This window comes from Devosia sp. 67-54 (assembly GCF_001899075.1).
GTDB lineage: Bacteria > Pseudomonadota > Alphaproteobacteria > Rhizobiales > Devosiaceae > Devosia_A.
In genome coordinates, this window is the sequence record NZ_MKVA01000006.1 from 133366 (window position 1) to 154506 (window position 21141).

General features: G+C 64.5%; 18 protein-coding genes and 1 tRNA gene. 12 read left to right on the top strand and 7 right to left on the bottom strand.

Annotated elements, in window-relative coordinates:
• Positions 1–2: 2 nt before the first annotated feature.
• The 3 genes from BGO82_RS11980 to BGO82_RS11990 are packed head-to-tail and all read right to left on the bottom strand — an operon-like array spanning position 3 to position 3549.
• Positions 3–995, bottom strand: coding sequence for an ABC transporter permease (locus tag BGO82_RS11980; RefSeq protein WP_291305833.1), 993 nt, complete (start codon positions 993–995; stop codon positions 3–5).
• The gene (locus BGO82_RS11985; protein WP_291305834.1) at positions 992–2515 is read right to left on the bottom strand and encodes a sugar ABC transporter ATP-binding protein; all 1524 of its coding nucleotides are present in this window, start codon (positions 2513–2515) and stop codon (positions 992–994) included. Before BGO82_RS11985 ends, BGO82_RS11980 begins: the two co-directional genes overlap by 4 nt.
• A 2-nt stretch (positions 2516–2517) precedes the next feature.
• Positions 2518–3549 carry an aldo/keto reductase gene (locus BGO82_RS11990; RefSeq protein WP_291305835.1) on the bottom strand — a complete coding sequence of 344 codons (1032 nt, stop codon included), beginning with the start codon at positions 3547–3549 and terminating at the stop codon, positions 2518–2520.
• 172 nt (positions 3550–3721) lie between these two features.
• Between BGO82_RS11990 and BGO82_RS11995 the strand changes: the two genes are divergently transcribed.
• From BGO82_RS11995 to BGO82_RS12025, 7 genes are all read left to right on the top strand, one after another.
• A complete protein-coding gene (locus BGO82_RS11995; protein WP_291305836.1) occupies positions 3722–4609 on the top strand; it encodes a dihydrodipicolinate synthase family protein in 888 nt (295 codons plus the stop codon).
• A gap of 11 nt (positions 4610–4620) precedes the next feature.
• Positions 4621–5793, top strand: coding sequence for an L-rhamnonate dehydratase (locus tag BGO82_RS12000; RefSeq protein WP_291305837.1), 1173 nt, complete (start codon positions 4621–4623; stop codon positions 5791–5793).
• Between the two features lie 8 nt (positions 5794–5801).
• Positions 5802–6683 carry an amidohydrolase family protein gene (locus tag BGO82_RS12005; RefSeq protein WP_291305838.1) on the top strand — a complete coding sequence of 294 codons (882 nt, stop codon included), beginning with the start codon at positions 5802–5804 and terminating at the stop codon, positions 6681–6683.
• 8 nt (positions 6684–6691) lie between these two features.
• Positions 6692–7510 (top strand): FadR/GntR family transcriptional regulator, encoded by an 819-nt coding sequence (locus BGO82_RS12010; RefSeq protein ID WP_291305839.1) that lies wholly within the window; start codon positions 6692–6694, stop codon positions 7508–7510.
• 11 nt (positions 7511–7521) lie between these two features.
• Positions 7522–7839, top strand: a complete 318-nt coding sequence (gene rhaM, locus BGO82_RS12015; RefSeq protein ID WP_291305840.1) for an L-rhamnose mutarotase — start codon at positions 7522–7524, stop codon at positions 7837–7839.
• Positions 7836–9020: an L-rhamnonate dehydratase gene (rhmD, locus tag BGO82_RS12020; protein WP_291305841.1), complete on the top strand. Its 1185-nt coding sequence runs from the start codon at positions 7836–7838 to the stop codon at positions 9018–9020. Before rhaM ends, rhmD begins: the two co-directional genes overlap by 4 nt.
• Before the next feature lie 208 nt (positions 9021–9228).
• Positions 9229–9302 (top strand) — tRNA-Gly (locus BGO82_RS12025).
• 294 nt (positions 9303–9596) lie between these two features.
• On the opposite strand, the gene BGO82_RS12030 is transcribed toward BGO82_RS12025, so the two are convergent.
• Positions 9597–11627: a sensor histidine kinase gene (locus BGO82_RS12030; protein ID WP_291305842.1), complete on the bottom strand. Its 2031-nt coding sequence runs from the start codon at positions 11625–11627 to the stop codon at positions 9597–9599.
• Positions 11628–11642: 15 nt separating this feature from the next.
• Between BGO82_RS12030 and BGO82_RS12035 the strand changes: the two genes are divergently transcribed.
• The 3 genes from BGO82_RS12035 (at position 11643) to BGO82_RS12045 (ending at position 14368) form a co-directional block, all read left to right on the top strand.
• The gene (locus tag BGO82_RS12035; protein WP_291305843.1) at positions 11643–12272 is read left to right on the top strand and encodes a response regulator transcription factor; all 630 of its coding nucleotides are present in this window, start codon (positions 11643–11645) and stop codon (positions 12270–12272) included.
• A 105-nt stretch (positions 12273–12377) separates the two neighbouring features.
• Positions 12378–12986 (top strand): LysE family translocator, encoded by a 609-nt coding sequence (locus BGO82_RS12040; RefSeq protein WP_291305844.1) that lies wholly within the window; start codon positions 12378–12380, stop codon positions 12984–12986.
• A gap of 125 nt (positions 12987–13111) precedes the next feature.
• Positions 13112–14368 carry a D-amino acid dehydrogenase gene (locus BGO82_RS12045; protein WP_291305845.1) on the top strand — a complete coding sequence of 419 codons (1257 nt, stop codon included), beginning with the start codon at positions 13112–13114 and terminating at the stop codon, positions 14366–14368.
• Here the strand turns inward: BGO82_RS12045 and BGO82_RS12050 are convergent.
• Positions 14349–14822, bottom strand: coding sequence for a hypothetical protein (locus tag BGO82_RS12050; protein WP_291305846.1), 474 nt, complete (start codon positions 14820–14822; stop codon positions 14349–14351). The genes BGO82_RS12045 and BGO82_RS12050 overlap by 20 nt on opposite strands.
• Positions 14823–14994: 172 nt before the next feature.
• Here BGO82_RS12050 and BGO82_RS21050 point away from each other — a divergent pair, with 172 nt between their 5' ends.
• Positions 14995–16272 (top strand): tyrosine-type recombinase/integrase, encoded by a 1278-nt coding sequence (locus BGO82_RS21050; RefSeq protein WP_366246943.1) that lies wholly within the window; start codon positions 14995–14997, stop codon positions 16270–16272.
• 348 nt (positions 16273–16620) lie between these two features.
• Positions 16621–19098, top strand: coding sequence for a methyl-accepting chemotaxis protein (locus tag BGO82_RS12055; RefSeq protein ID WP_291305847.1), 2478 nt, complete (start codon positions 16621–16623; stop codon positions 19096–19098).
• Positions 19099–19104: 6 nt separating this feature from the next.
• Here BGO82_RS12055 and BGO82_RS12060 read toward each other — a convergent pair whose 3' ends face one another.
• Complete coding sequence (locus BGO82_RS12060) at positions 19105–20187, bottom strand: ROK family transcriptional regulator (RefSeq protein ID WP_291306045.1); 1083 nt, start codon at positions 20185–20187, stop codon at positions 19105–19107.
• A 72-nt stretch (positions 20188–20259) separates the two neighbouring features.
• Entirely contained in the window at positions 20260–20901 is a 642-nt protein-coding gene (locus BGO82_RS12065) for an SGNH/GDSL hydrolase family protein (RefSeq protein ID WP_291305848.1), read from the bottom strand.
• Positions 20902–21141 lie beyond the last annotated feature (240 nt).

A 21141-nucleotide genomic window follows, 5' to 3' on the forward strand; every position in this document is an offset into this window, starting at 1 on the left:
GGTCAGGCCCGCGCCCGTTGCGCCGCGAGGGCAGCGATGCCGCGCTGCCGCACCGAGCGGTCGATGAGGAGCGCGACGATGATCACCGCGCCATAGATGGCGCTTTGCGCCGTGCCGGGGATGCCGAGTAGCGGCAGCGCCGCCGACACGCAGCCGAGCAGCAGCACGCCCAGCACCACGCCCAGCACCGAGCCGACGCCGCCATTGATCGACACGCCGCCGATGACCACCGCCGCGATCACCTGGAATTCGAAGCCGGCGCCCGTGTTGGACGGGTTTACGAAGCCCCAGCGGCTCGCATACATGATGCCCGACAGGCCCGCGAGCGCACCCGAGATCGAGAACACCATCAGCGTGATGGCGTTGACGCGGATGCCGCGCAGCGGCGCCGCCGCCGGGTTGGAGCCGAGCGCGAACACCTGCCGGCCGACCCGCGTGTGGCTGGCGAACCAGTAGGTGAGGAGCGCCACGCCGAGCGCCATGAAGATGATCCACGGAATGCCCAGGATCGGCGAGGTGGTCGACATCGCCTTGAGCGCCGACGGGATGTATTGCCGGTCCACCTGCCGCGCGTCGGAGATGATGAAGGTGAGGCCGCGATAGAGGTTGAGCGTGCCCAGCGTCACGATGATCGACGGCAGGCGGAACAGCGTGGTCAGCGCGCCATTGACGAACCCGAGCCCGAGTCCCACGCCGATCGACACGAGGAAACCGAGATACCACGGAATTTCCGGGTGGAACTTGAACATCATCGCCGTGACCATGGCGGCGAAGGCCTGCGTCGAGCCGATGGAAAGATCGACGTGGCGGGCCACCAGCACCAGCATCTGCCCCATGGCGCCGATCATGATCAGCGGCGTCAGCAGCAGGATGATGCGCAAATATTCGAGCGACAGGAAGCGCGGCTTGGCGATGCCGACGGCGATGACGAACAGCACGATCATCACCGCGATGCCGGTCTCGCGGCGGAGCAGGATGGAACGGAGCGCGTTCACGCCGCCACCGCCTGCGTGCTGCGCGGCACGGCGGCGCTCATGATCGCCTCTTGCGTGGCGTCGGCGCGCGCGATGTTGGCGGTGAGCCGGCCCTCCGACATCACCAGCACCCGGTCGCAGAGCGCCAGCAGTTCCGGCAGCTCCGACGAGATCAGCAGGATGGCGCGGCCGCCGGCGGCGAGCTCGCCGATCATCTCGTAGAACTCGGCCTTGACGCCGATGTCGATGCCGCGCGTCGGCTCGTCGAGGATGAGCACGCTGGGGTCGGTCAGCAGCCAGCGGGCGAGGATCGCCTTCTGCTGGTTGCCGCCAGAGAGCTCGCCGATCGGCTGGCGCAGCGAGGCGAGGCGGATGCGCAGCTTGCGCACCGACTCCGAAGCCAGCGCCTTTTCCAGCGCCCCCCTGATGATGCCGCCCGGCGCGATCTTGCGCGGGATGGCGGCGGTGATGTTTTCCTCGACCGAGAGCGTGCGGAAGATGCCCGACACGGCCCGGTCCTCCGACACATAGGCGAGGCCGAGGGCGATGGCCTGCGACGGCTCGCGGATATCCACCGGCCGGCCGTTGATCGACACCGTGCCCGATGTCGCCGGGGCCACCCCGAAGATGGCGCGCGCCACGTCGGTGCGGCCGGCGCCGACGAGGCCGCCGAGCCCGACGATCTCGCCCTTTTTGACTTCAAAGCTGACGTCGCGGAAGGTGCCGGGCAGAGTGAGGTTTTCGACCTTGAGCGCCACCTCGCCGATTTCGGCGCGGGATTTGTGCATGTACTCGCGCAAGGGGCGGCCGATCATCAGCCGGATGATGTCGGCGTCGGTGAGCTTGCCGATCTCCTCGGTGGCGATCTTGTTGCCGTCGCGGAACACCGTGACGCGGTCGCACAGCGCCCGCACCTCTTCCAGCCGGTGCGAGATGAAGACGATGGTGCGGCCCTCGTCGCGCAGCCGGCGGGCGATCGCGAACAGGGTGTCGACTTCCTTCGGCGTCAGCGGCGCCGTCGGCTCGTCCATGATGATGAGGCGGCTGTCGGAGGCGAGCGCGCGGGCGATTTCCACCATCTGCTGGTCGGCGATGGAGAGGCCACGCATCGGCTTGGTCACGTCCATGCGCACGCCGAGCAGATCCATCAGCTCGCGCGCCTCGCGCGTCATCTGCGCCCATGGCACGCGGCCGAGCGGCGAGCCGCGGGTGCGGCCCAGAACGAGATTCTCCGCTACCGACAGATCGGGAAACGAGATCGGCTCCTGGTGGATCAGTGTGATGCCGAGCCGCTGTGCGACGATCGGGTTGGGGATTTCCACCGGTTCGCCGTTGAGCTTCAGCGTGCCGCGCGTCGGCCGGTGCACCCCGGCGAGGATCTTGGCGAAGGTCGACTTGCCGGCGCCGTTCTCGCCCAGCAGGGCGTGGATTTCGCCGCGTCTGAGGTCGAGGTCGACATCGCGCAGCACCTCGATCTGCGCGAACGATTTGCTGATGCCGCGAGCGGCGATCAGCGGCGTGTCGGCGGCGGCCTCGGCCATGCTCAGCGTCCCGCCGGCACGGGCGAGTCGGGGTCGATCAGCTTCTGCGCCTTGAGATCTGACCAGAAGGCGGCGGGGATCGGCGCATCGGCATGCGCGATGTTTTCGCGAACCTCGCTCGGCTTCGCCGCGCCGGGGATCACCGAGACCACGATGGGGTGGGCGAGCACGAATTGCAGCGCCGCCGCGGGCAGGGCGACGTTGTGCGCCTTGCACACCGCCTCGATGCCGCGCACGCGCGCCTGCACCTCGGGTGAGGCCTTGCCGTAGGCGTAGTGCGCCGGCCCGGACGAGCCGGTGACGAGGATGCCCGAGGCGAACGGCGCGCCGATGATCACCGAGACGCCGCGCTTTTGCAGCTCGGCCATGCCGCGATGCAGGCTCCGCTGGTCGAGCAGCGTGTAGGGCATCGCCACGAGGCAGAAATCGAGGTCGACCAGCGGCGCCACCGTCTCCAGCGCCTCGTCGGTATTGATGCCCATGCCATAGGCCTGGATATCGCCGGAGCGCTTCAGCTCCTGCAGCGCCTTCACCCCGGACTCGCTGATTTCCTTTTTGCTCTGCGCGAACCGCTCGCCCTGGTAGCCCGCATCGAGGTCGTGGATCACCAGCGCATCGACGGTATCGAGCGCCAGCCGCTGCAGCGCCTGCTCGTAGGAGCGCATCACGCCATCGTAGGAATAGTCCCACACGACCTCGAAATTGAGCCCGCCGGTCCACGGCGAACGGTCGAAGCTCTTGGGGTCCTGCGGGCGCTTGAGGGTGCGGCCGACCTTGGTGCTGATCTTGAACTCGCCGCGCGGCTTGCTGCGCAAATAGCCGCCAAGCCGATGCTCGCTGAGGCCGCGGCCGTACCAGGGCGCGGTGTCGTAATAGCGCACGCCGGCGTCCCAGGCGGCGTCGAGCGTGGCCTTCACGTCGGCCTCGTCGACCCGGCCGTAGAGTTCGCCCAGATGCGCGCTGCCGAAGCCGAAGGCGGGCAGGCTGAGGCTCGTCGAGGCGACCTTTCGCAAGGCCTGAGTGGCGTTGGGCAAAGCTGCTCTCCCATGTCGGACCGGCGGGCTGTGCAACGCCCGCTCTCGTGCTTGTCTGTAAGGTTGTCAGACAAAAATTAGTTTGACAAGTTTTTATCTTCTCCGCCATCCTGTCAATGCTCGTGAACCGTCGCACCAAGACGACGGCACGCCCGAGGGAGCTGCGCACAGCATGGAAATCGGCGGGACTTACCCGATGCTCTATGCCTTTTTCGACGAGGCCGGCCGGCTGCGCCGCGACGCCGTGGCGCGCCAGGTCGAGGCGTCGCTGGCGGCGGGTGCCTCCGGAATCGCCGTGCTCGGCCTCGGCACCGAGGTGCACAAGCTCGGCCGCGACGAGCGCCGCGCGCTGGTCGAGTGGACCATCGCCGACGTCGCCGGCCGCGTGCCGGTGGCGGTGACGGTGGCCGACGGCAACGTCCCCGACATGATCGACAGCGCCCGCTTCGCCCGCGATGCCGGCGCCGTCTGGCTGATCCTGCAGCCGCCGCGCCCGCCGGCGAGCGGCGCGCATCTCATCGAATTCTTCGGCGCCGTCGCCGATGCGGTCGATTGTCCGGTGGGCATCCAGAACGCCCCGGAATTTCTCGGCATCGGCTTGTCGCCCACCGACCTGCTGGCGCTCAACGCCGCTCACCCCAACATCACAGTGGTCAAGGCCGAAAGCACCGCGCTGACCGTCGCCGGAATCATCGCCGAGCTGGGTGGGCGGATGCGCGTGTTCAACGGCCGCGCCGGCTTCGAGCTGCTCGACAATCTGCGCGCCGGGGTCAACGGCATGATCCCCGGCACCGAAACCATCGACCTGCAAATCGGCATCGAACGCGCCTTGCGCGCCGGCGACGAAAGCCGCGCCGAAGAGCTCTATCGCAAGCTGCTGCCGGCCGTGGCCTTCATGATGCAGGGACTGGCGACGTTCCTGCTCTATGGCAAGCTCATCGCGGCGCACCGGCTGGGCATCGCCCCCAGCGAGAACCGCATTCCATCCGATACCGCAACCCCAACCGGCCTCGACTGGGCGCGGCGCTTCGCCGCCGAGCTCGGCCCGCTGCCGGCCTGACCGGAGCCACCATGCCTCGCATCAAGGACGTTCGCACCACCATCTACGAATGGGTCGGCCCTGTCGCCCCCATGCCGCCGCACTTCTGCACCACGGCGAGCGACCTCGTGGCGGACGTCACCGGCTCCATCGCCAGCTTCCGCTTTCTCGGCTGGCTGGTGGTCGAGCTCGAGCTTGACGACGGCACCATCGGCATCGGCAATTCGGCGCTGGCCCCGCACGCGGTCAAGACCACCATCGACACGTACCTCAAGCCGCTGCTGATCGGCACCGACCCGCTCGACAGCGAATACATCTGGCAGTCGATGTACCGCCGCACGCTGCCCTTCGGCCGCAAGGGCATCGGCATGACGGCGATCAGCGCCGTCGACCTCGCGGTGTGGGACGCCAAGGGCAAGCTCCTCAAGCAGCCGGTGTTCAAGCTGCTCGGCGGCCGCACCAAGCCGAAGATTCCGGTCTATGCCAGCCGTCTCTATTCGCAGCCGCTCGATACGCTCTACAGCGAGGCCAAGGCCTATGCCGAAGAGGGTTTCAAAGCGGTGAAGCTGCGCTTCGGCTGGGGCCCGAAGGATGGCCTCGAGGGCATGCACAAGAACGTCGATCTCGTCCGCACCACGCGCGAGGCGGTGGGCGATACTGTCGATATCATGGCCGATTGCTACATGGGCTGGAACGTCGAATACGCCAAGCGCATGCTGCGCCTGCTGGCGCCGTTCAACATGCGCTGGGTCGAGGAACCGGTGGTTGCGGACGACCTGTATGGCTATGCCGAGCTCAGGGCGCTGAACCTCGTCAACATCTCGGGCGGCGAGCATGAGTACACGCTCGCCGGCTTCCGCGACGCGCTGGCTCTCAAGGCCTTCGATATCGCCCAGCCCGACATCAATCGCGTCGGCGGCATCACGGCGGCCAAGAAGATCGCCGATCTGTGCGAGGCAAACGATATTCTGTTCATTCCGCATGCGGGGCAGATGCACAATTACCACGTCACCATGTCGAGCTATGCCGCGCCGATCTCGGAATATTTCCCCAAGGTGCCGGTGGAAGTGGGCAACGAGCTGTTCTGGTACATCTTCGACGGTGAACCCGTCGCCAGGGACGGCTTCATCGACCTCGATGACGGCAAGCCCGGCTTCGGGCTGGCGCTGAAGCCGGTCGACAGCAACTTCAAGCTGACCAGGTAGAGGCGGCGATGCCGAACTTCCCCATCATCGACACGCACCTGCATATCTGGGACCAGACGCGGCTCAAATACTCGGCCTTCGAGGGCAGCCCGCTGTTCGGGCATCCCTATCACGTCGAGGACTACCAGCGCGATTGCGGCACGCTGCAGGTCGAGACGATGGTGTTCCTCGAATGCTACGCCGATTTCTGGGAAGGCGGCGGGCAGTACATCGAGGAAGTCGAGTTCGTCGAGGAGGAGGCGAGGCGCGACCCGCGCATCCGCCGCATCATCGCCATGGCGCCGCTCGAATGGGGCGCGAAGGTCGAGCCGATGCTGACCGAGATGCGCGACGGGCATCCCCTGGTCGGCGGCATCCGCCGCATCATGGAGTTCGACAAGGACCCGCGCGCCCTGACCCTCAGCCCTGGCTTCATCGACGGCGTGAACCTGCTCGAAACGTTCGGCTGGACCTTCGACATCAACCCCAACTACACGCAGATGGACATCATCCGCGAATGGGTGCCGAAGATCAGCTCCGGCGTGCCGATGATTCTCGATCATTGCGGCAAGCCGGGGATCAAGCAGGGCGCCATTGCGCAGTTCCGCGAAGACATGGCCGACCTGGCGCGCTATCCGAACATGTGGATCAAGCTGTCGGACCTGCCGCCCTACGCCGGCCCGAACTGGACGCGCGCCGATCTGAGGCCCTATATCGAGGCGACGCTCGATGCCTTCGGGCCCGAGCGCACCATCTATGCGGGCGACTATCCGATCTTGCTGCAATCCACCAACCTCACCGAGTGGGTCGACGTGCTCGACGAGGCCTTTGCCGATCTCGGCCTGACTGAGGCCGAGACGCGCCGGATCTATCGCGACAACGCCATCGACTTCTATCGCCTGGATCTGTGAGGCGGCTCGTGGCGGACAAGGCGAAAGCGGAGGTTCTGGAGACGGCGGACGGCGGCCCCGACGCCTTCGCCGACCTGCTCGATGCGGCCCGCGCCGCCGGCCAGAAGGCCGATTTCGGCGGCGGCGCGCTGGAGCGCCGCTCGATCTCCGAGCAGGTCGCCAATCGCATCCTCGCCATGATCAAATCGGGCAACCTCAAATCCGGCGACCGCCTGCCCACCGAGGCGCAGATGGGCATCGCCTTCGGCATTTCCCGGCCGCCGCTGCGCGAGGCGCTGAAGGCGCTGACGCTGATGGGCGTGCTGGAGAGCCGGCAGGGCGGCCGCTACACCGTCACCGATCTGTCGCCCAGCCGGCTGGTCGCCCCCTTCAACGTCATGCTCTCGGTGAGCGACTACGACGTGCACGAGCATTTCGAGGCGCGCGCCGTGGTCGATTGCGAGCTGGTGCGCCTCTGCACCGAGCGCGCCACGCCCGAGCAGCGCGCCCGCATCATGCAGCATGCCGTCGACGGCAAGGCGTTCTTCCACGACGCGGTGGCCTTCCGCCTGCTCGATATCGAGTTCCACCAATCGCTCAACGACGCCGCGCAGAACCGGCTGCTGAGCGCGCTGGCGCAGGGGCTCTACGACATCGGCCTCGATGTCCGCCGCGTGGCGAGCGCCATTCCCGGCAACATCGAGGTCTCGGTCGGCCAGCACATCGAGGTTGCGACCGCGGTGATGGAGCGCAACGCCGCCGCCGCCGTCGACGCCTACCGCCGCCATCTCGAGCACGTCCGCGACACCACCATCACCGCCATGTCCAGGGCCCGCACCGCATCCTGAGGAAATCGCCAATGTCCGAACAGATCGCCTTCCGCATGAACTTGTTTCCCGGCCAGGCGCGCGAATACCGCAAGCGCCACGACGAGATTTTCCCCGAGCTCGTCAAGGCGCTGAAGGATGCCGGCGTCTCCGACTATTCCATCTGGCTCGACCCGGAGGCCAACCATCTGTTCGGCATCCTGACCCGCACCGACGACCACGGCATGGACAAATTGCCCGACACCGAGATCATGAAGCGCTGGTGGGCCCATATGGCCGATATCATGGCGACCAATGCCGACGACCAGCCGGTGCAGATTCCGTTGCAGCGGGTCTTCTATCTCAAGTGAGCACGCCCTTCATCATCAAGGCGGTGCGCGTCTACACCATGGCCCCGTCGGCCAAGGCCGGCACCTACTTCAAATCGGGCGAGGCCAAACACTGGCTGGTCGACACGCTGATTTCCAACCCCATGTCGGGCTACGCGAAATATCGCGACCGGCGGTCGAGCTGGGGCATCGGCGTGCTGAGCTCGCTGGTGGTCGAGATCGAAGCGGCCGACGGCACCATCGGCGTCGCCACCGGTTCGGGCGGCATGCCGGCCGCCTGGTTGATCAGGCACCATTTCAGCCGCTTCCTCGTCGGCGAGGACGCGCGCAACATCAATCGCATCTGGGATGAGATGTATCGCGCTTCGCTGCCCTATGGCCGCAAGGGGCTGCCGATCATGGCCATCAGCGCCGTCGATCTGGCGCTGTGGGATCTGAACGGCAAGCTCCGCCACGAGCCGGTGTACAACCTGATCGGCGGGCTGAGCCGCGACGAAATAACGTTCTACTGCACCGGTCCGGATGCCGGGGCCATCAAGGCCATGGGCTTCTGGGGCGCCAAGGTGCCGCTGCCGCACAGCCATTTCGACGGCGAGGCGGGCCTCCGCGCCAATGTCGACTTCCTGCGCCGGCACCGCGCCGCGATCGGCCCCGACTTCCGCCTGATGGTCGACTGCTACATGTCGCTCGACGTGCAGTACGCCATCCGCCTCGCCGAGGCCTGCAAGGACCTCGACATCTACTGGTGGGAGGAGGTGCTGTCGCCCGAGGACGTCGAGGGCTACCGCCAGATCAAGCAGGCGCACCCCACGCTCAAATGGACCACCGGCGAGCACGAATACACCCGTTACGGCTTCCGCCGGCTGATCGAGGAACGCACCATCGACATCCTGCAGCCCGATGTGATGTGGGTGGGCGGCCTCACCGAGCTGCTGAAGATCGCCGCCCACGCCGCCGCCTACGACATCCCCGTGATCCCGCATGGCAGCGGGCCGTATTCCTACCACTTCATCGCCAGCCAGACCGGCCCCGCCTTCTGCGAATACGTCGCCGCCAGCCCCGACGGGCAATCCATCATGCCGGTGTTCGGCGAGCTGTTCGTGGGCGAGGCGATGCCGGAGCAGGGCAGGCTGAAGCTCGGCGACCGCCCGGGCTTCGGCATGGAGCTGCGCGACAAGGCGATGCTGGTGGCGGTCGAGTAGACCGCCCCATCGTCATTCCCGCGCACGCGGAAATCCAGGTCAGGTTTGCGGACGTCCGAAAGCATCGCCTGGATTCCCCGCTGTCGCGGGGAAGACGATGTGGACGAGGGGTGAGTTTGGTGACACTGGCTGCGCCGCTGCCTCGCGGGCAACCCGTCGTTCGACGCAGTTGCTCCCGTCCGCCATCTCCAGTAAGAAGCGAGCCAGTGCGGGTGTAGCTCAATGGTAGAGCAGAAGCTTCCCAAGCTTACGACGAGGGTTCGATTCCCTTCACCCGCTCCAAGCACTTGGCAGCTAGACCCGGAAATCTGGCTCTGATGCCGGCGTCAATGCCGATCGCAGGTGCGATGCGGGTGATTCTTGAAACCATCCGACCGCAATTTCACCGGCCTATGGCGTCCCGCGGAAGGCCGACCCGATGCGGCTCGGACTCCTCGCCCGCATTGGTTGGCAATCTTCCCGACTCCAGATTGGCGATCACTTTTCAAATGGACGTTGCGCGCGTGTGATAGTTGCCGCCGACCACAACAGGGGCGCGTTCAATACGCCGACGAGTGTGGGCCGCGAACCGCGCAGCTATTCGTTGGCTGACACGGTCGGCCGGGCGCCGTCGGTCCGCTCGGCGTGCCGTGCAGGCAGATGCAGGCGAATGCTGGCGCCGGTCTGCCGATCGGCGCAGGAGGTCAGGTGCCAGCCATTGGCGTCGGCGATCTCCTTGACCACGGCCAGGCCCAGTCCGCTTCCCTCGGCCGTGAGACGGTCGCGCTCCAGCCGTTCGTTGCGCCGCAGCGCCCGCTCGAACGCCGCGCCTCGCAGTCCGGGGCCGGCATCGTGGACCTCGACGCGATGTCCCGCCCCTTCGCGGCGCAGCGCCACCACGATACGCCCCTCGCCGGTGTACTTGATCGCGTTGGACAGCAGATTGGCAACGACGCGCATCAGCGGATACGCCGCAACATCGGCGTCGCCCGTTGCGAGTGCCAGCCGCAAGCCGAGCCCCTTGGCCGCTGCCTCGGCCGCAAACATATCGACAACGCCGCGCAGTACGGCGTGTAGGCGCGGCTCGTTCTGCCGCTCAGGCTCGGCCACGGTCGGCGCGTCCGCCTGCGGCGTGTCAGCGAGCCGGTCCGCGACGAGCTTTTCCATATAGCTCAGCGCGGTCTCGACCTGGCCGATGTCGGGTGTCCCGGCCGTTTGCGGGCTGAACATCTGCCTGAGCGACAGCCGCAGCGCGTGCATGGGCTGGCGCAGGTCGTGGACCGTGTCCTTGACCGATTCCTCACGCCGGCGGGCCGTCGACTTGACCTGCTCATAGCGCTCTTCGAGCACGGCTAGCCGCTCGCCCAGCGCCAAATTGCGCTGCGCCTGCGCCAGCGTTTCCTCGAGCGCCGCCTGCCGCTGCTGGTTGTAGCCGTCGAACACCGCAAGGCCCATCATCAGCGCATCGGCGACGAGCGCCAGCCGGATGCCGTCATAGGGGGCGATGAAACTCGGCTCGAACCCTAGCACGAAGCGCGCCGTGAACAGCACGGCCGGGATGAGGCCCGCCAGCCAGGCGAACAGGTAGAACCGCACCGCCCGAAAGCGCGTTCGGGCGGCAACGAGTCCCGCCGCAACGAGGGTCAGCGTGCAGACCGAGATCATGATGACGAGCAACTGCTTGAGCAGTTGCGGGGCAGCGGCCCACAGCGTGACGTCCACGAGCAGCAGGGCGCCGACCATCGTCAGCAGAATGCGGTGCATGGCCGGATGATAGCGCCGCGTCTGCAGCACCATCATGGCGAACGCCGCAGCGGACACCAGCCCGCAGGAGCCCAGGACGATCGACGCCATCGAGTTGAACTGCGGCCAGTTCGGCCAGAGATACTGGAACGCCACCCCATCGGCATGCGCGACGTAGACGAGGACCGACAGTACATACGCCACATAGGCGCCAAACACCGGTTGTCCGAGCACGAGCAGCGCGACGCCCGCCATGAGGGCGAGCACTCCCATCATGCCGTAGAAGGCGTAGTTTTTCGCCTCCTGCACACGGGATCGCGCGGCAAAGCTGTCGGGCGTTTCGACCGACATCGAAATCCGCGAGGAGCCCTGCGAGTAGTATGCGACGAGCAGGGTCGCCCGCTCGCCGGGGCTCAGGTCGAACGGCGCGACCATTTGCGGAAAGTCGATCGGCCGGGCGCTGAACGGGCTGTCCGTCGTGAGGTTGAGCAGCGTCGCGATGGTGCCGTCGGTGGCGACGCGGTAGACGGCGATCTGCTGGGTAAAGTTCGCCTGGATGAAAAACCGCCAGGCATCGACATCCGCCGTCTGGTTGACCAGATCGAGGCGCAGCCAGATGTGGGCGGTGGTGTAGCCGAAATCCGGAACCCGGCCGGGCAGGGGCTGCATCGCCGGCGCCGCCGGCCCGATGACGTCCTGCGGCCGCAGGCTCCAGTCCTGGTCCAGCAGATAGTCGAAATGCCGCCCGGTTGTTTCAATATCGGCCGGGCCTGTTAAGATCAGCGCTGTTCGATCGGCGGTCGCTCCGGCCGGCATCGCGAGAAGCGTCATGAGCATGCCCAGGACCAGCGCCAGCCAGCGGCGCCCGCCGCCCATCGGGCGCATCGGCGGAGCCGCACTTTGAAAAAGCGGATCGTGATCGCCGACGATCATCAGTTCGTGTCCTGGAGTTTGGCCAAGGCGCTCTCAGTGCTCGAGGACGTCGATATTGTGGGGTCTGCCACCAATGGCATCGAAGCAATCGTCGAAATACGAAAGACCGCCCCCGACTGCGCAATACTCGACTACAATATGCCGGGCGCCAATGGGCTGGAAGTCTTTCTCGAATCGCGGCGCTGGTCGCCCGCAACGCGCTTCATCCTGCTCACCGGTTCGACGACGCCCGAAACGCTCGAGACGCTCGTCAGGAGCGGCATTCACGGCGTCTCGCTGAAGGACGCGACCGAGACCGAGATCATCGACATGGTCCGGCGGGTCCTCGACGGCGCAATTGTGGTCGGCGCCAGCGCGGCGCGTCTGATGGCGGCAACTTCCGACGCCCTTGCGCTCACCGACCGCGAGCTGGCCGTGCTGCAGGCCATCGCGCGCGGCCACACCAATGCCAGTGCCGCCGAGAGCCTTGGCATCAGTCCCAAAACCGTCGACAGCCATCGCACCAGCCTCATGCGCAAATTCGCGGTCGGCTCGACCGCAAGCCTGTTGGTCGCCGCGGTGCGTGCCGGGCTCGTGGACCCGTCCAGTATCCGCTGATCGCTTATGGCCTCTGCCGTGCCAGCGCCAAATCAGGTGATCGCCTGATTGGCCGCCCGGCCGCCGTCCCCGAGATTGGTCGCATCCGATCTGGGGAGGGGCAAAATGGATTATCTGGCGTTCGGTCCGTATTTTCTGGCTCTGGTCGCCTATGCGGCCTCGCCTGGCCCGCTGACGGCCGTCCTCGTCGCCCGCTCGGTCGGCGATGACCGCAAAGGCGTCATCGCCTTTGCGGCAGGCCTGTGCATCGGCGAAGTCATTGCCGTCATCGCCGTTGCCCTGGGCATCGGGCTTTGGGCGCAGACCCAGCCCGAATTGCTGGCGCTGGCGAAATATGCCGGCATCGCCTACCTGCTCTGGCTCGCCTCGAAGATGTGGGGCAGCCGCTCCGGACAGTCGGTGGCGCGGCCCGGCAGGGCGGGCTGGATGGCCTCCGCCGGAGCCGGCCTCGCGCTCTGCCTCGGCAATCCGGCAACGCTGCTGATGCAGATGCTGCTGCTGCCCATCGTCGCGCCGCACGGGGCGCTCGGCCTCGAGCATATGGGGCTGGTGGTCGCCGTGACATTCGCGGCCTTCGGTGTCGTGTTTTTCGGCATCATCCCGCTGGCCCGCCAGTGCAGCCGCCTCATCATCTCGCCGGACTCATCCGCGGTGCTGGGGCGCGTCACGGCGGTAGCCATCGCCATGACCTCGCTCTGGATGATCGCCGCCTGACCAGATCGATCGTCGCTCACACTTAATCGGCGTGCGCCCTGAACACACATCCCGCGACGAGTGGTGGGGGAATATCTTTCTCCTGTCCTTGACCGTTTGGTCAAAAGACCGCACTGTCGCCCCTCATGAAAGTGCTCATCCTTGGCTCCGGTGTCATCGGCACCGCCTCGGCGTACTACCTCGCCAGGGTCGGGCACGACGTCACCGTCATCGACCGCCAGCCCGGTCCGGGCCTCGAGACCAGCTTCGGCAATGCCGGCGAGCTCAGCTACGGCTACGCCTCGCCCTGGGCCGGCCCGGGGATCCCGCTCAAGGCCATCAAATGGCTGCTGATGCCGGACGGTCCGCTGGTCATCCGGCCGATGTTCGATCCGCGCATGTGGGTGTGGGGCCTCCGGCTGCTCGCCAATTGCACCGAGCGCGCTTACGCCATCAACAAATCGCGCATGGTGCGCGTCGCCGAATATTCGCGCGACAAGATGATCGAGCTGCGCAGCCAGACCCACATCGCCTATGAGGGCCGGCAGCAGGGCACGCTGCAACTGTTCCGCACGCAGAAGCAGCTCGACCATATCCATGGCGACGTCGAGGTGCTGAAGCAGTACGGCGTGCCCTATGAGGTGCTCGATCCAGGCGGATGCGTTGCGGTCGAGCCCGGATTGGCAACCGCCGCGGTGCCGTTCGTCGGCGCGCTGCGCCTGCCCAACGACGACACCGGCGACTGCAAATTGTTCACCGAAAAGCTGGCGGCGATCGCCGGCCATCTCGGAGTGACGTTCCAGTACGGCACGACCATCGAGGGGATCGAAACCAGCGGCGATGCGATCAGCGGCGTCCGCACCAGCCGCGGCACGCTGACCGCCGACGCCTATATCGGCGCCATGGGCAGCTTCACGCCGCAGATGGTGGCGCCGCTCGGCATTCGCCTGCCGGTCTATCCCATCAAGGGCTATTCGCTCACCGTGCCCATCACCGACGCGGCGCTGGCGCCGGTGTCGACCGTGATGGACGAGACCTACAAGGTCGCGACCACCCGCTTCGACGACCGCATCCGCATCGGCGGCACGGCCGAGATCGCCGGCTGGGACAAGACGCTGCGGCAGCATCGCCGCGGCCCGCTGGAACGCTCGCTGCGCGATCTGTTCCCCAAGGCGGGCGATGTAAGTAAGGCGAGCTTCTGGTGCGGCCTCAGGCCGATGACGCCCGACGGCACGCCGGTGATCGGGCGCACCCGCTACGGCAATTTCTACCTCAACACCGGCCACGGCACGCTCGGCTGGACCATGGCCGCCGGCTCCGGCCAGGTGATGGCCGACATCGTTTCCGGCAAGGCGCCGGACATCGACGTCTCCGACCTCGATCTCAGCCGGTACGCGGCGTAAGCACCGGCTCGCCCTCATTGCCGGTGGCGCGGCCGCGGCTGAGCCGCGTCACGCCGTGCGTCGTCTTGGCCCAATGCATCGGATCGACGATCAGCTCGTGCACCGCCCGCACCGCCGCCAGCGTGTGCAATATCCAATAGGCCGGCAGCAGCAATTGCGTCGGCAGCAGGTGCCAGGCCCGCTGGTGGCAAAGGCCGCTGACCTGGATGGCGATGGCGCCGCCATAGCCCGAGGCGAGGATGCCGACCGCCATCCAGTCCCACACATCGCGCGGCACCAGCCCGACGGCGCCCTCGAGCAGCAATCGGGCCAGCAGCGACGCGATGAACACCGTATGCAGCAGCGAGGCGACGATCATGCCGCCGACCAGCACCTGGAAGCCGAGGAAGCCGCGCCAGCCGATCTCGGCGAGGAACTGCCGCGGCGCCCGGTTGTGCACCACGAAGGTCTGCATCCAACCTTTATTCTGGTTTCGCTACGGTGCGCGCGACTTCGCTAGAGTGCGATTTTTTCCTTTAAGATCAAAAGGTTATTGAGATCCTTCCAGCCGGGAGTATCCGAGGCGGTCACCGTAGTATCCGGAATTTTGTTGCGACAGAGTTGCGACGGTTTGAGAGGAAACTCATTTGACCAAAGCTTCAAACACGACAAAGGCCAGCAGCCTGCTCACGCAAAAAGGCATCGAGGCAATGCCGCCACAGAGGGAAGCCTACAGAGTCCCTGACCAGCGTGCCAAAGGGCTAGCAGTTCGTGTTGCGACCAATGGGGTCAAGACGTGGGACCTTGCCTTCCGCATAACGGGCACGGGGCAGTTCAGAAGAATGTCCCTCGGCAAGGTTTCTGATGTTTCGCTTGAGGCCGCTCGCCGGCGGTCCAACGAGATAACATCCGCGGCCCGGGCCGGACGTGATTTAGTTGAGGAGGAGGTACGACACGCTGAAAGTGAGCGGGCGCGGGTTTCTGTTCGCCAACTCGTGGAAGCCTACGTGAAGCGCAGGGTCCGAGGCCGTCTGAGAACAGCAAGCGAGATTGAGAGCCGGCTCTATAGAGCCCTCGGTCCGATCCTTTCCAAACATGCCGCCGATATCCGTCGAAGAGATCTGCGAGAGTTATTTGATGCCGCGTTCGACAACGGCCTTAGACGCGAGGCGGAAAAGCGGCGCCAAACCGTCGGTGCGATGTTTAGGTGGGCGGTTTCGCAGGACATCATCGACGTTGATCCCGCCCATGGATTGGTCGCTTACGAATCCGGGGCGCCGCGAGACCGCGTCCTGTCGTGGGATGAAATCGTTCTGCTCTGGAACTGGCTTGGCGCCCCCAGTCTCCCTTTGGCTCCGCCGACGATACTAAGACTTCAGATCTTGCTTGGTGCGCGGTGCAGCGAAATCGGGGGCATGCGTGCCGAAGAGATAAACACAACCAACTGGCTTTGGACCTTGCCGGCTGCGCGGTCGAAGAACAATCGGCCGAGAGTAACGCCACTCGTCGGACGAGCGCGACAGATTGTGAGTAACGCGTTGACGGAAAACTCCGCAGGCCCTTTGTTTTCGACGGAACGGCGTCGACCCTTCACTTCTGCTAACGTAGGTCAGTTCCTGCTAAGTCGCCGTGGCTCGGTTCCGGTGTCGGGATTTTCGACCCACGATTTGCGGAGAACATTTGCGACCAGACTGATCGAGCTTGGCGTGGGAAGCGATATCGTTGCCGCTACGATAGGGCACAGTGCGGCCTCGGGTGAGGCTACAAGAACCTTGCTGAGACACTACGTTTGGACGGACCAGGTGGAGAGAAAGCGCCAAGTCTTGGCCTACTGGGACCGGATCGTGGGGGACATCATCCTGGGCGGTCCTCCTCCCACCGCCAGTACGGAGGAGTTCTCCCAAGGTCCTCAAGTTCGAGGCTAAGAGTTTCAAGCCGTTGGCGCACCAATCTATCGATTCATGTCCGCTCGGCGAAGCTGTGTCTTGCAAGACTGCCGATCTCCGTGCGGCCGAGCGGAGAGAACACCATCCTCAATTCGATGGCTGGTCATTCGCCCTGAGCGCCACAATAGGGTTGTCTACTGGCGCTCGGCGGGACAGCCGAAATCCATCGATCCTGCTGGTCGAGGCAGCTGTCTCTAAGGCTCGTCGAAGCCTGCGCCGGCACTGCCAAATGCAGCAAAAAACGCAGCGCGGGATGGAAGCCTCGCAGTAGCAACCACTTATTCATTCATCGTGAATAACTATATATCCCTGCACGAGGGGGTCTCGATGATGAAATTGGCGAGCAGGCTTGGGCGGATTTCCGTAATTCTCCCGGTGGTTATGGTGGCGTTGACGTTCGTTGCGAGCCTCGCCGTGGGGCTCGTCGGCTACTACAACGGACAGTCGGGTCTTACGGCCGCCGTGCAAAGCGAACTCGAGTCACAGGCCGCCGCAAGCGCGAAGCTCCTCAACCTGAAGCTAAAGGACACTTCCGCGCAGCTTGATTCCCTGGCGCAGAGCGAGGGGGCGGGCCTGCTGAGCCAACTGAGTGTCCAACGCGTCGACGGGCAAATCCCAGCGGAAAAGCAGTACTTCACCGCGCCCAGCAGGATCGAGGACCGCGAAAAGCTTGATGGATCCGCTGTAAAGTCGATCTACAATTATCGACATTCCCAATACCACGCCACGTTCCTCGCGAACCTTAAGAACAACGGCTATGGGGATATCTACATCGTCAACTCCAGCGGCGACGTCGTGTACAGCGTCACGAAGTCGGAGGAGTTCTTCGACAACGTCGCAGACAACGAGCTCAAGGACACCCCGCTCGCGTCGCTTTTCAACTCCCTGAAATCCGGCACCGCCCCGGCGGGCACCAGGTTGATCAGCTCGTTTGGCGTCTACCAGAAGAAACCGGCGATCTTCGTCGCGGAGCCCGTGTTCGTCAAAGACTCATCGGACACACCGCAGTTCAGCGGAGTGATGGTGATCCGTCTCGATGTGGACTTCTTCGATGCAGTGCTCGCGGATCGGATCGGCGAAACCGGCCAGGTGTTTATGGCCGATGCACAGGGGCAGGTCCTGTCGGATTTGCCACGTAGCCAGGATCCGACCGCGCTCGTTGCTCAACGGCCGTATCCCATATTGAAGTCGGTGCCGGCCGGCGGTGCATTTGGGATCGAATCCACCGAACAGGGTGAGATGATGGTCGCCGCCGCACCGGTTGAGTTCCTCGGTACGACCTGGGTGGTCGTCGCTGAGCAGACGGTATTCGAGAGTCTCGCCGCCGTTCGCCAGATGGCGACCGGTATGACGGTCGGAACCCTCGTCGTGCTCGGCCTGGCTTCGATCATTGCTATGGTTTTTGCCCGCTCACTCACAAAGCCGATCACGAATCTGACCCGGGTGATGAAGACGCTGGCGGACGGGCAGTACGAGGTCGATGTCCCCGGCACCAAACGCACCAACGAGCTTGGTGAAATGGCGCGCGCGGTCGAGGTCTTCCGCGAGAATGGTCGCAAAGTCGAAGCATTGACCGAAGAGGACAAGCTGGCGTCGGAGCGCCGCCGTGCGGACCGCGCCGCGATGATGACGTCACTGCAGCGCTCCTTCGGCGAAGTTGTCGATGCCGCTGTCGCGGGTGATTTCACCAAGCGTGTCTCGGCCAACTTCCCGGACGAGGAGTTGAATAAGCTTGCCGGCAGCGTCAACGGATTGGTCGATACGGTGGATCGCGGGCTCGGAGAAACTGGCAAGGTGCTTGGCGCGCTCGCCAGGACCGACCTAACGCACCGGGTAGAAGGACAATTCAGCGGGGCATTCGACAGGCTGAAGGCAGACACCAATGCAGTCGCTGACCGACTAACCGGTGTTGTCAAACAGCTGCGCGAGACCTCGGGTGGGGTGAAGACCGCGGCGAGCGAAATTCTCGCCGGAGCGAACGATCTGTCGGAGCGGACCGCAAAGCAGGCGACGACGATCGAGGAGACATCCGCGGTGATGGAGCAACTTGCAACCACCGTGATGGACAATGCCAAAAAAGCTCAGTCGGCGTCAGGCGGTGCGAAGGACGTTTCGCACAAGGCGGAGGAAGGGGCGGTCGTGATGTCTCGCGCGAACGAGGCGATGGAACGGATCACTCAATCATCGGGCGAGATCTCGAGTATCATTGGTCTGATCGATGACATCGCGTTCCAGACCAATCTTCTGGCTCTCAATGCCTCGGTCGAAGCGGCACGAGCTGGCGAGGCCGGCAAGGGTTTTGCCGTCGTCGCCGTGGAAGTGAGACGGCTGGCACAATCGGCCGCGCAGGCAAGCCGCGAAATCAAGGATCTCATTGAGCAGAGTGTCAACGAGGTCAAAGGCGGCAGCAGGCTCGTCGCCGACGCTGCGGCAAAGTTGAACGCCATGGTCGAGGCGGCGCGGTCATCGAACGAACTGATGGAAGCCATCGCGCTCGAAAGTCGCGAGCAGGCCTCCTCTATCGAGGAAGTCAGCACCGCAGTACGCCAAATGGACGAGATGACCCAGCGCAACGCAGCTCTGGTCGAAGAGACGACGGCAGCCATTGAGCAGACCGAGGGACTCGCCTCCGAGCTCGACCGGATCATTGATGTGTTTCGGATCAACGAGGCCGTCGCGCAACGCGAGCGCATGGAAACCGCGTCAGCGGGAATTCGCTCTATTCAGAAGAAGGTCGCGACCGCCGCGAAGAGCTATCTAACCAAGGGAAGCGCGGCGGTGGCGCAAGACTGGGAAGAGTTCTGAAAGCTGCTATTTGACCATAAATCGCGAACTGAAGGGGAGGCTCGCTGCGCCGACGGCTTTCGGTGAGGGCGCGAGTGTCCCTGCAATCGCAGCGACACCTGGCACTGCCGCCGCGAGGGCGCGACAGATATCCTCGCAAACGGCCTGCGGCGCATAGGACGACAGGATCACCGTCTCAAGCTCGACGAATTGCTGCACGCCGGCGATCGAGCGGACCATCTCTTCGACGAGCTGCCTCTTCCAAGAGCCGAAGACTTCGCCGTAGTCAGGCCAATTGCCCGACCGATCCCAGAGCGCTTCGACTGAGAGTTTCTTCTTCTTGAGCGACTTTTCGAGTGCGGCGATGCCGACATCGAAAGTGACCGGCGAATTGCCATGGTGGATCTGGTGATTGAGAACGAGGCGACCGTGGAGTTTTGCTCCCAGGTAGAAGAACATGTAGTCCGTTAGCGGCTTTGCTGCTCCGAACATGCTCTCGCCGCTGGCCGCCGCCGTAATGTCGTTCTGAACAAACACAGGCATCCCGAGATCGACTTCGATCTCGTCCTGCAGGGCCTTGTAGTATGCCTCCTCGTCGATGCCGATCGAGTCGGTATGGGGCAGAGCCAGGCCAACGCCGGCCAAGCGCTCGCGGGCCGGCAGCGGCAGCAATGATACGGCGTCTCGTATGGTCTTTAAGAATTCCGAATGGTTGCTTCCCGGATCGGACGTTGGCCTAGGAAGCGTCGCGTGAAACTGTACCTTGCCCACGAAGTCGATGAGGACGAGGTCGGCGTGACGATTGCCGATACTAATCCCGACGGAGAAGGCGCCCCCGGGGTTGAGTACGACCGGCACGGTAGGCGGCCCCATCCGCCCTTTTTGGGCCTGTCCCTTGGCGACCAGGCCTTCCTGCTCGAGGGAGCGAACGATCACCGAGACGGTCTGTGCGGATAGGCCCGTTCGTTCGCCGATCTCGAGACGCGTCGTGCCTTCCTGCTGCAGCAGCAGCGAGAGGACCAGGCGTTCGTTGTAGCTGCGCACACTTACCGCGTTGAGACCGCTGGCGCGGTCAGCAATCCGGATTGGATTGGGCGGCGCAAATCGCATGTCAGGCACGGGAGCAGCCCTCCGTGCCTGAACGATCACGCATGTGACCCTGGGAAGCGACTTCGATGCGTCTCATTTCCAACCGATCGCCTCGACCTCGCGAGCGAGCGCTATGCCAAGCCCATGATGTGCTTCGCGGCTCAGATGGAAGCCATCCCGTGGGTCGCACTCAATGGCCGATCCGGCGTCGAAGAAATGCACTTCAAGGGAGTCCGCAATGACCTCGAAGTGAAAAGCGAGCTCACGAGACTTCGGCTGCCCGCCCTTGAAGATGTTCTCCCACTCCTTGAGGTCGTCGAGCATTGGAGGAGGTGAGACCACCATGATCTCCGGCGGGTGTGCGGCGGGGCCCGGACCTAGCTCGCGAATGTCGTGGACGAGGCACCCAATTGCCATAGCCACCTCTGACGCCGGTTGATTGAACCGTGCCTTCAAATCGTTTGTACCCAACATGATGATGACCAGATCGATCGGCGCGTGGCTCATAAGGCAGGGCCGTAGGTAGGTTCGGCCGTTCTTTTCGGGACCTTCAATGGGGTCATCCCGCACGGTGGTTCTGCCGCTCAACCCTTCTTCAATGACATGCCAGGACGCCCCGAGCTCCTTCTGCAGGACCCCCGGCCAGCGATCAGCAAAAGCGAAGCGATCGAGCAGAGAACCGCCGGGCATTTGCCCGTGGGTGTTGCTGTCGCCGTAGCAGAGAACCGTCCGCATCCTGGATCCGCTTGTCAAAAGCGAAGCTCAAACAACATTTTAACGTCGTCTGAATGAGTCGCACGAGGGTGCATTGATCGCACCGACCATCCAAGATGACAAGCTCCAGACATATTCATTCACTCTGAATAAGTGTTGACACATGACCGTCATCCATGGTCTGACCCCATCAGGAGGACGTCCGAGGACCAAGAAAAGCCAGTCGCTCACAGGCGACGGAACTCGGAACACCAGGACAGA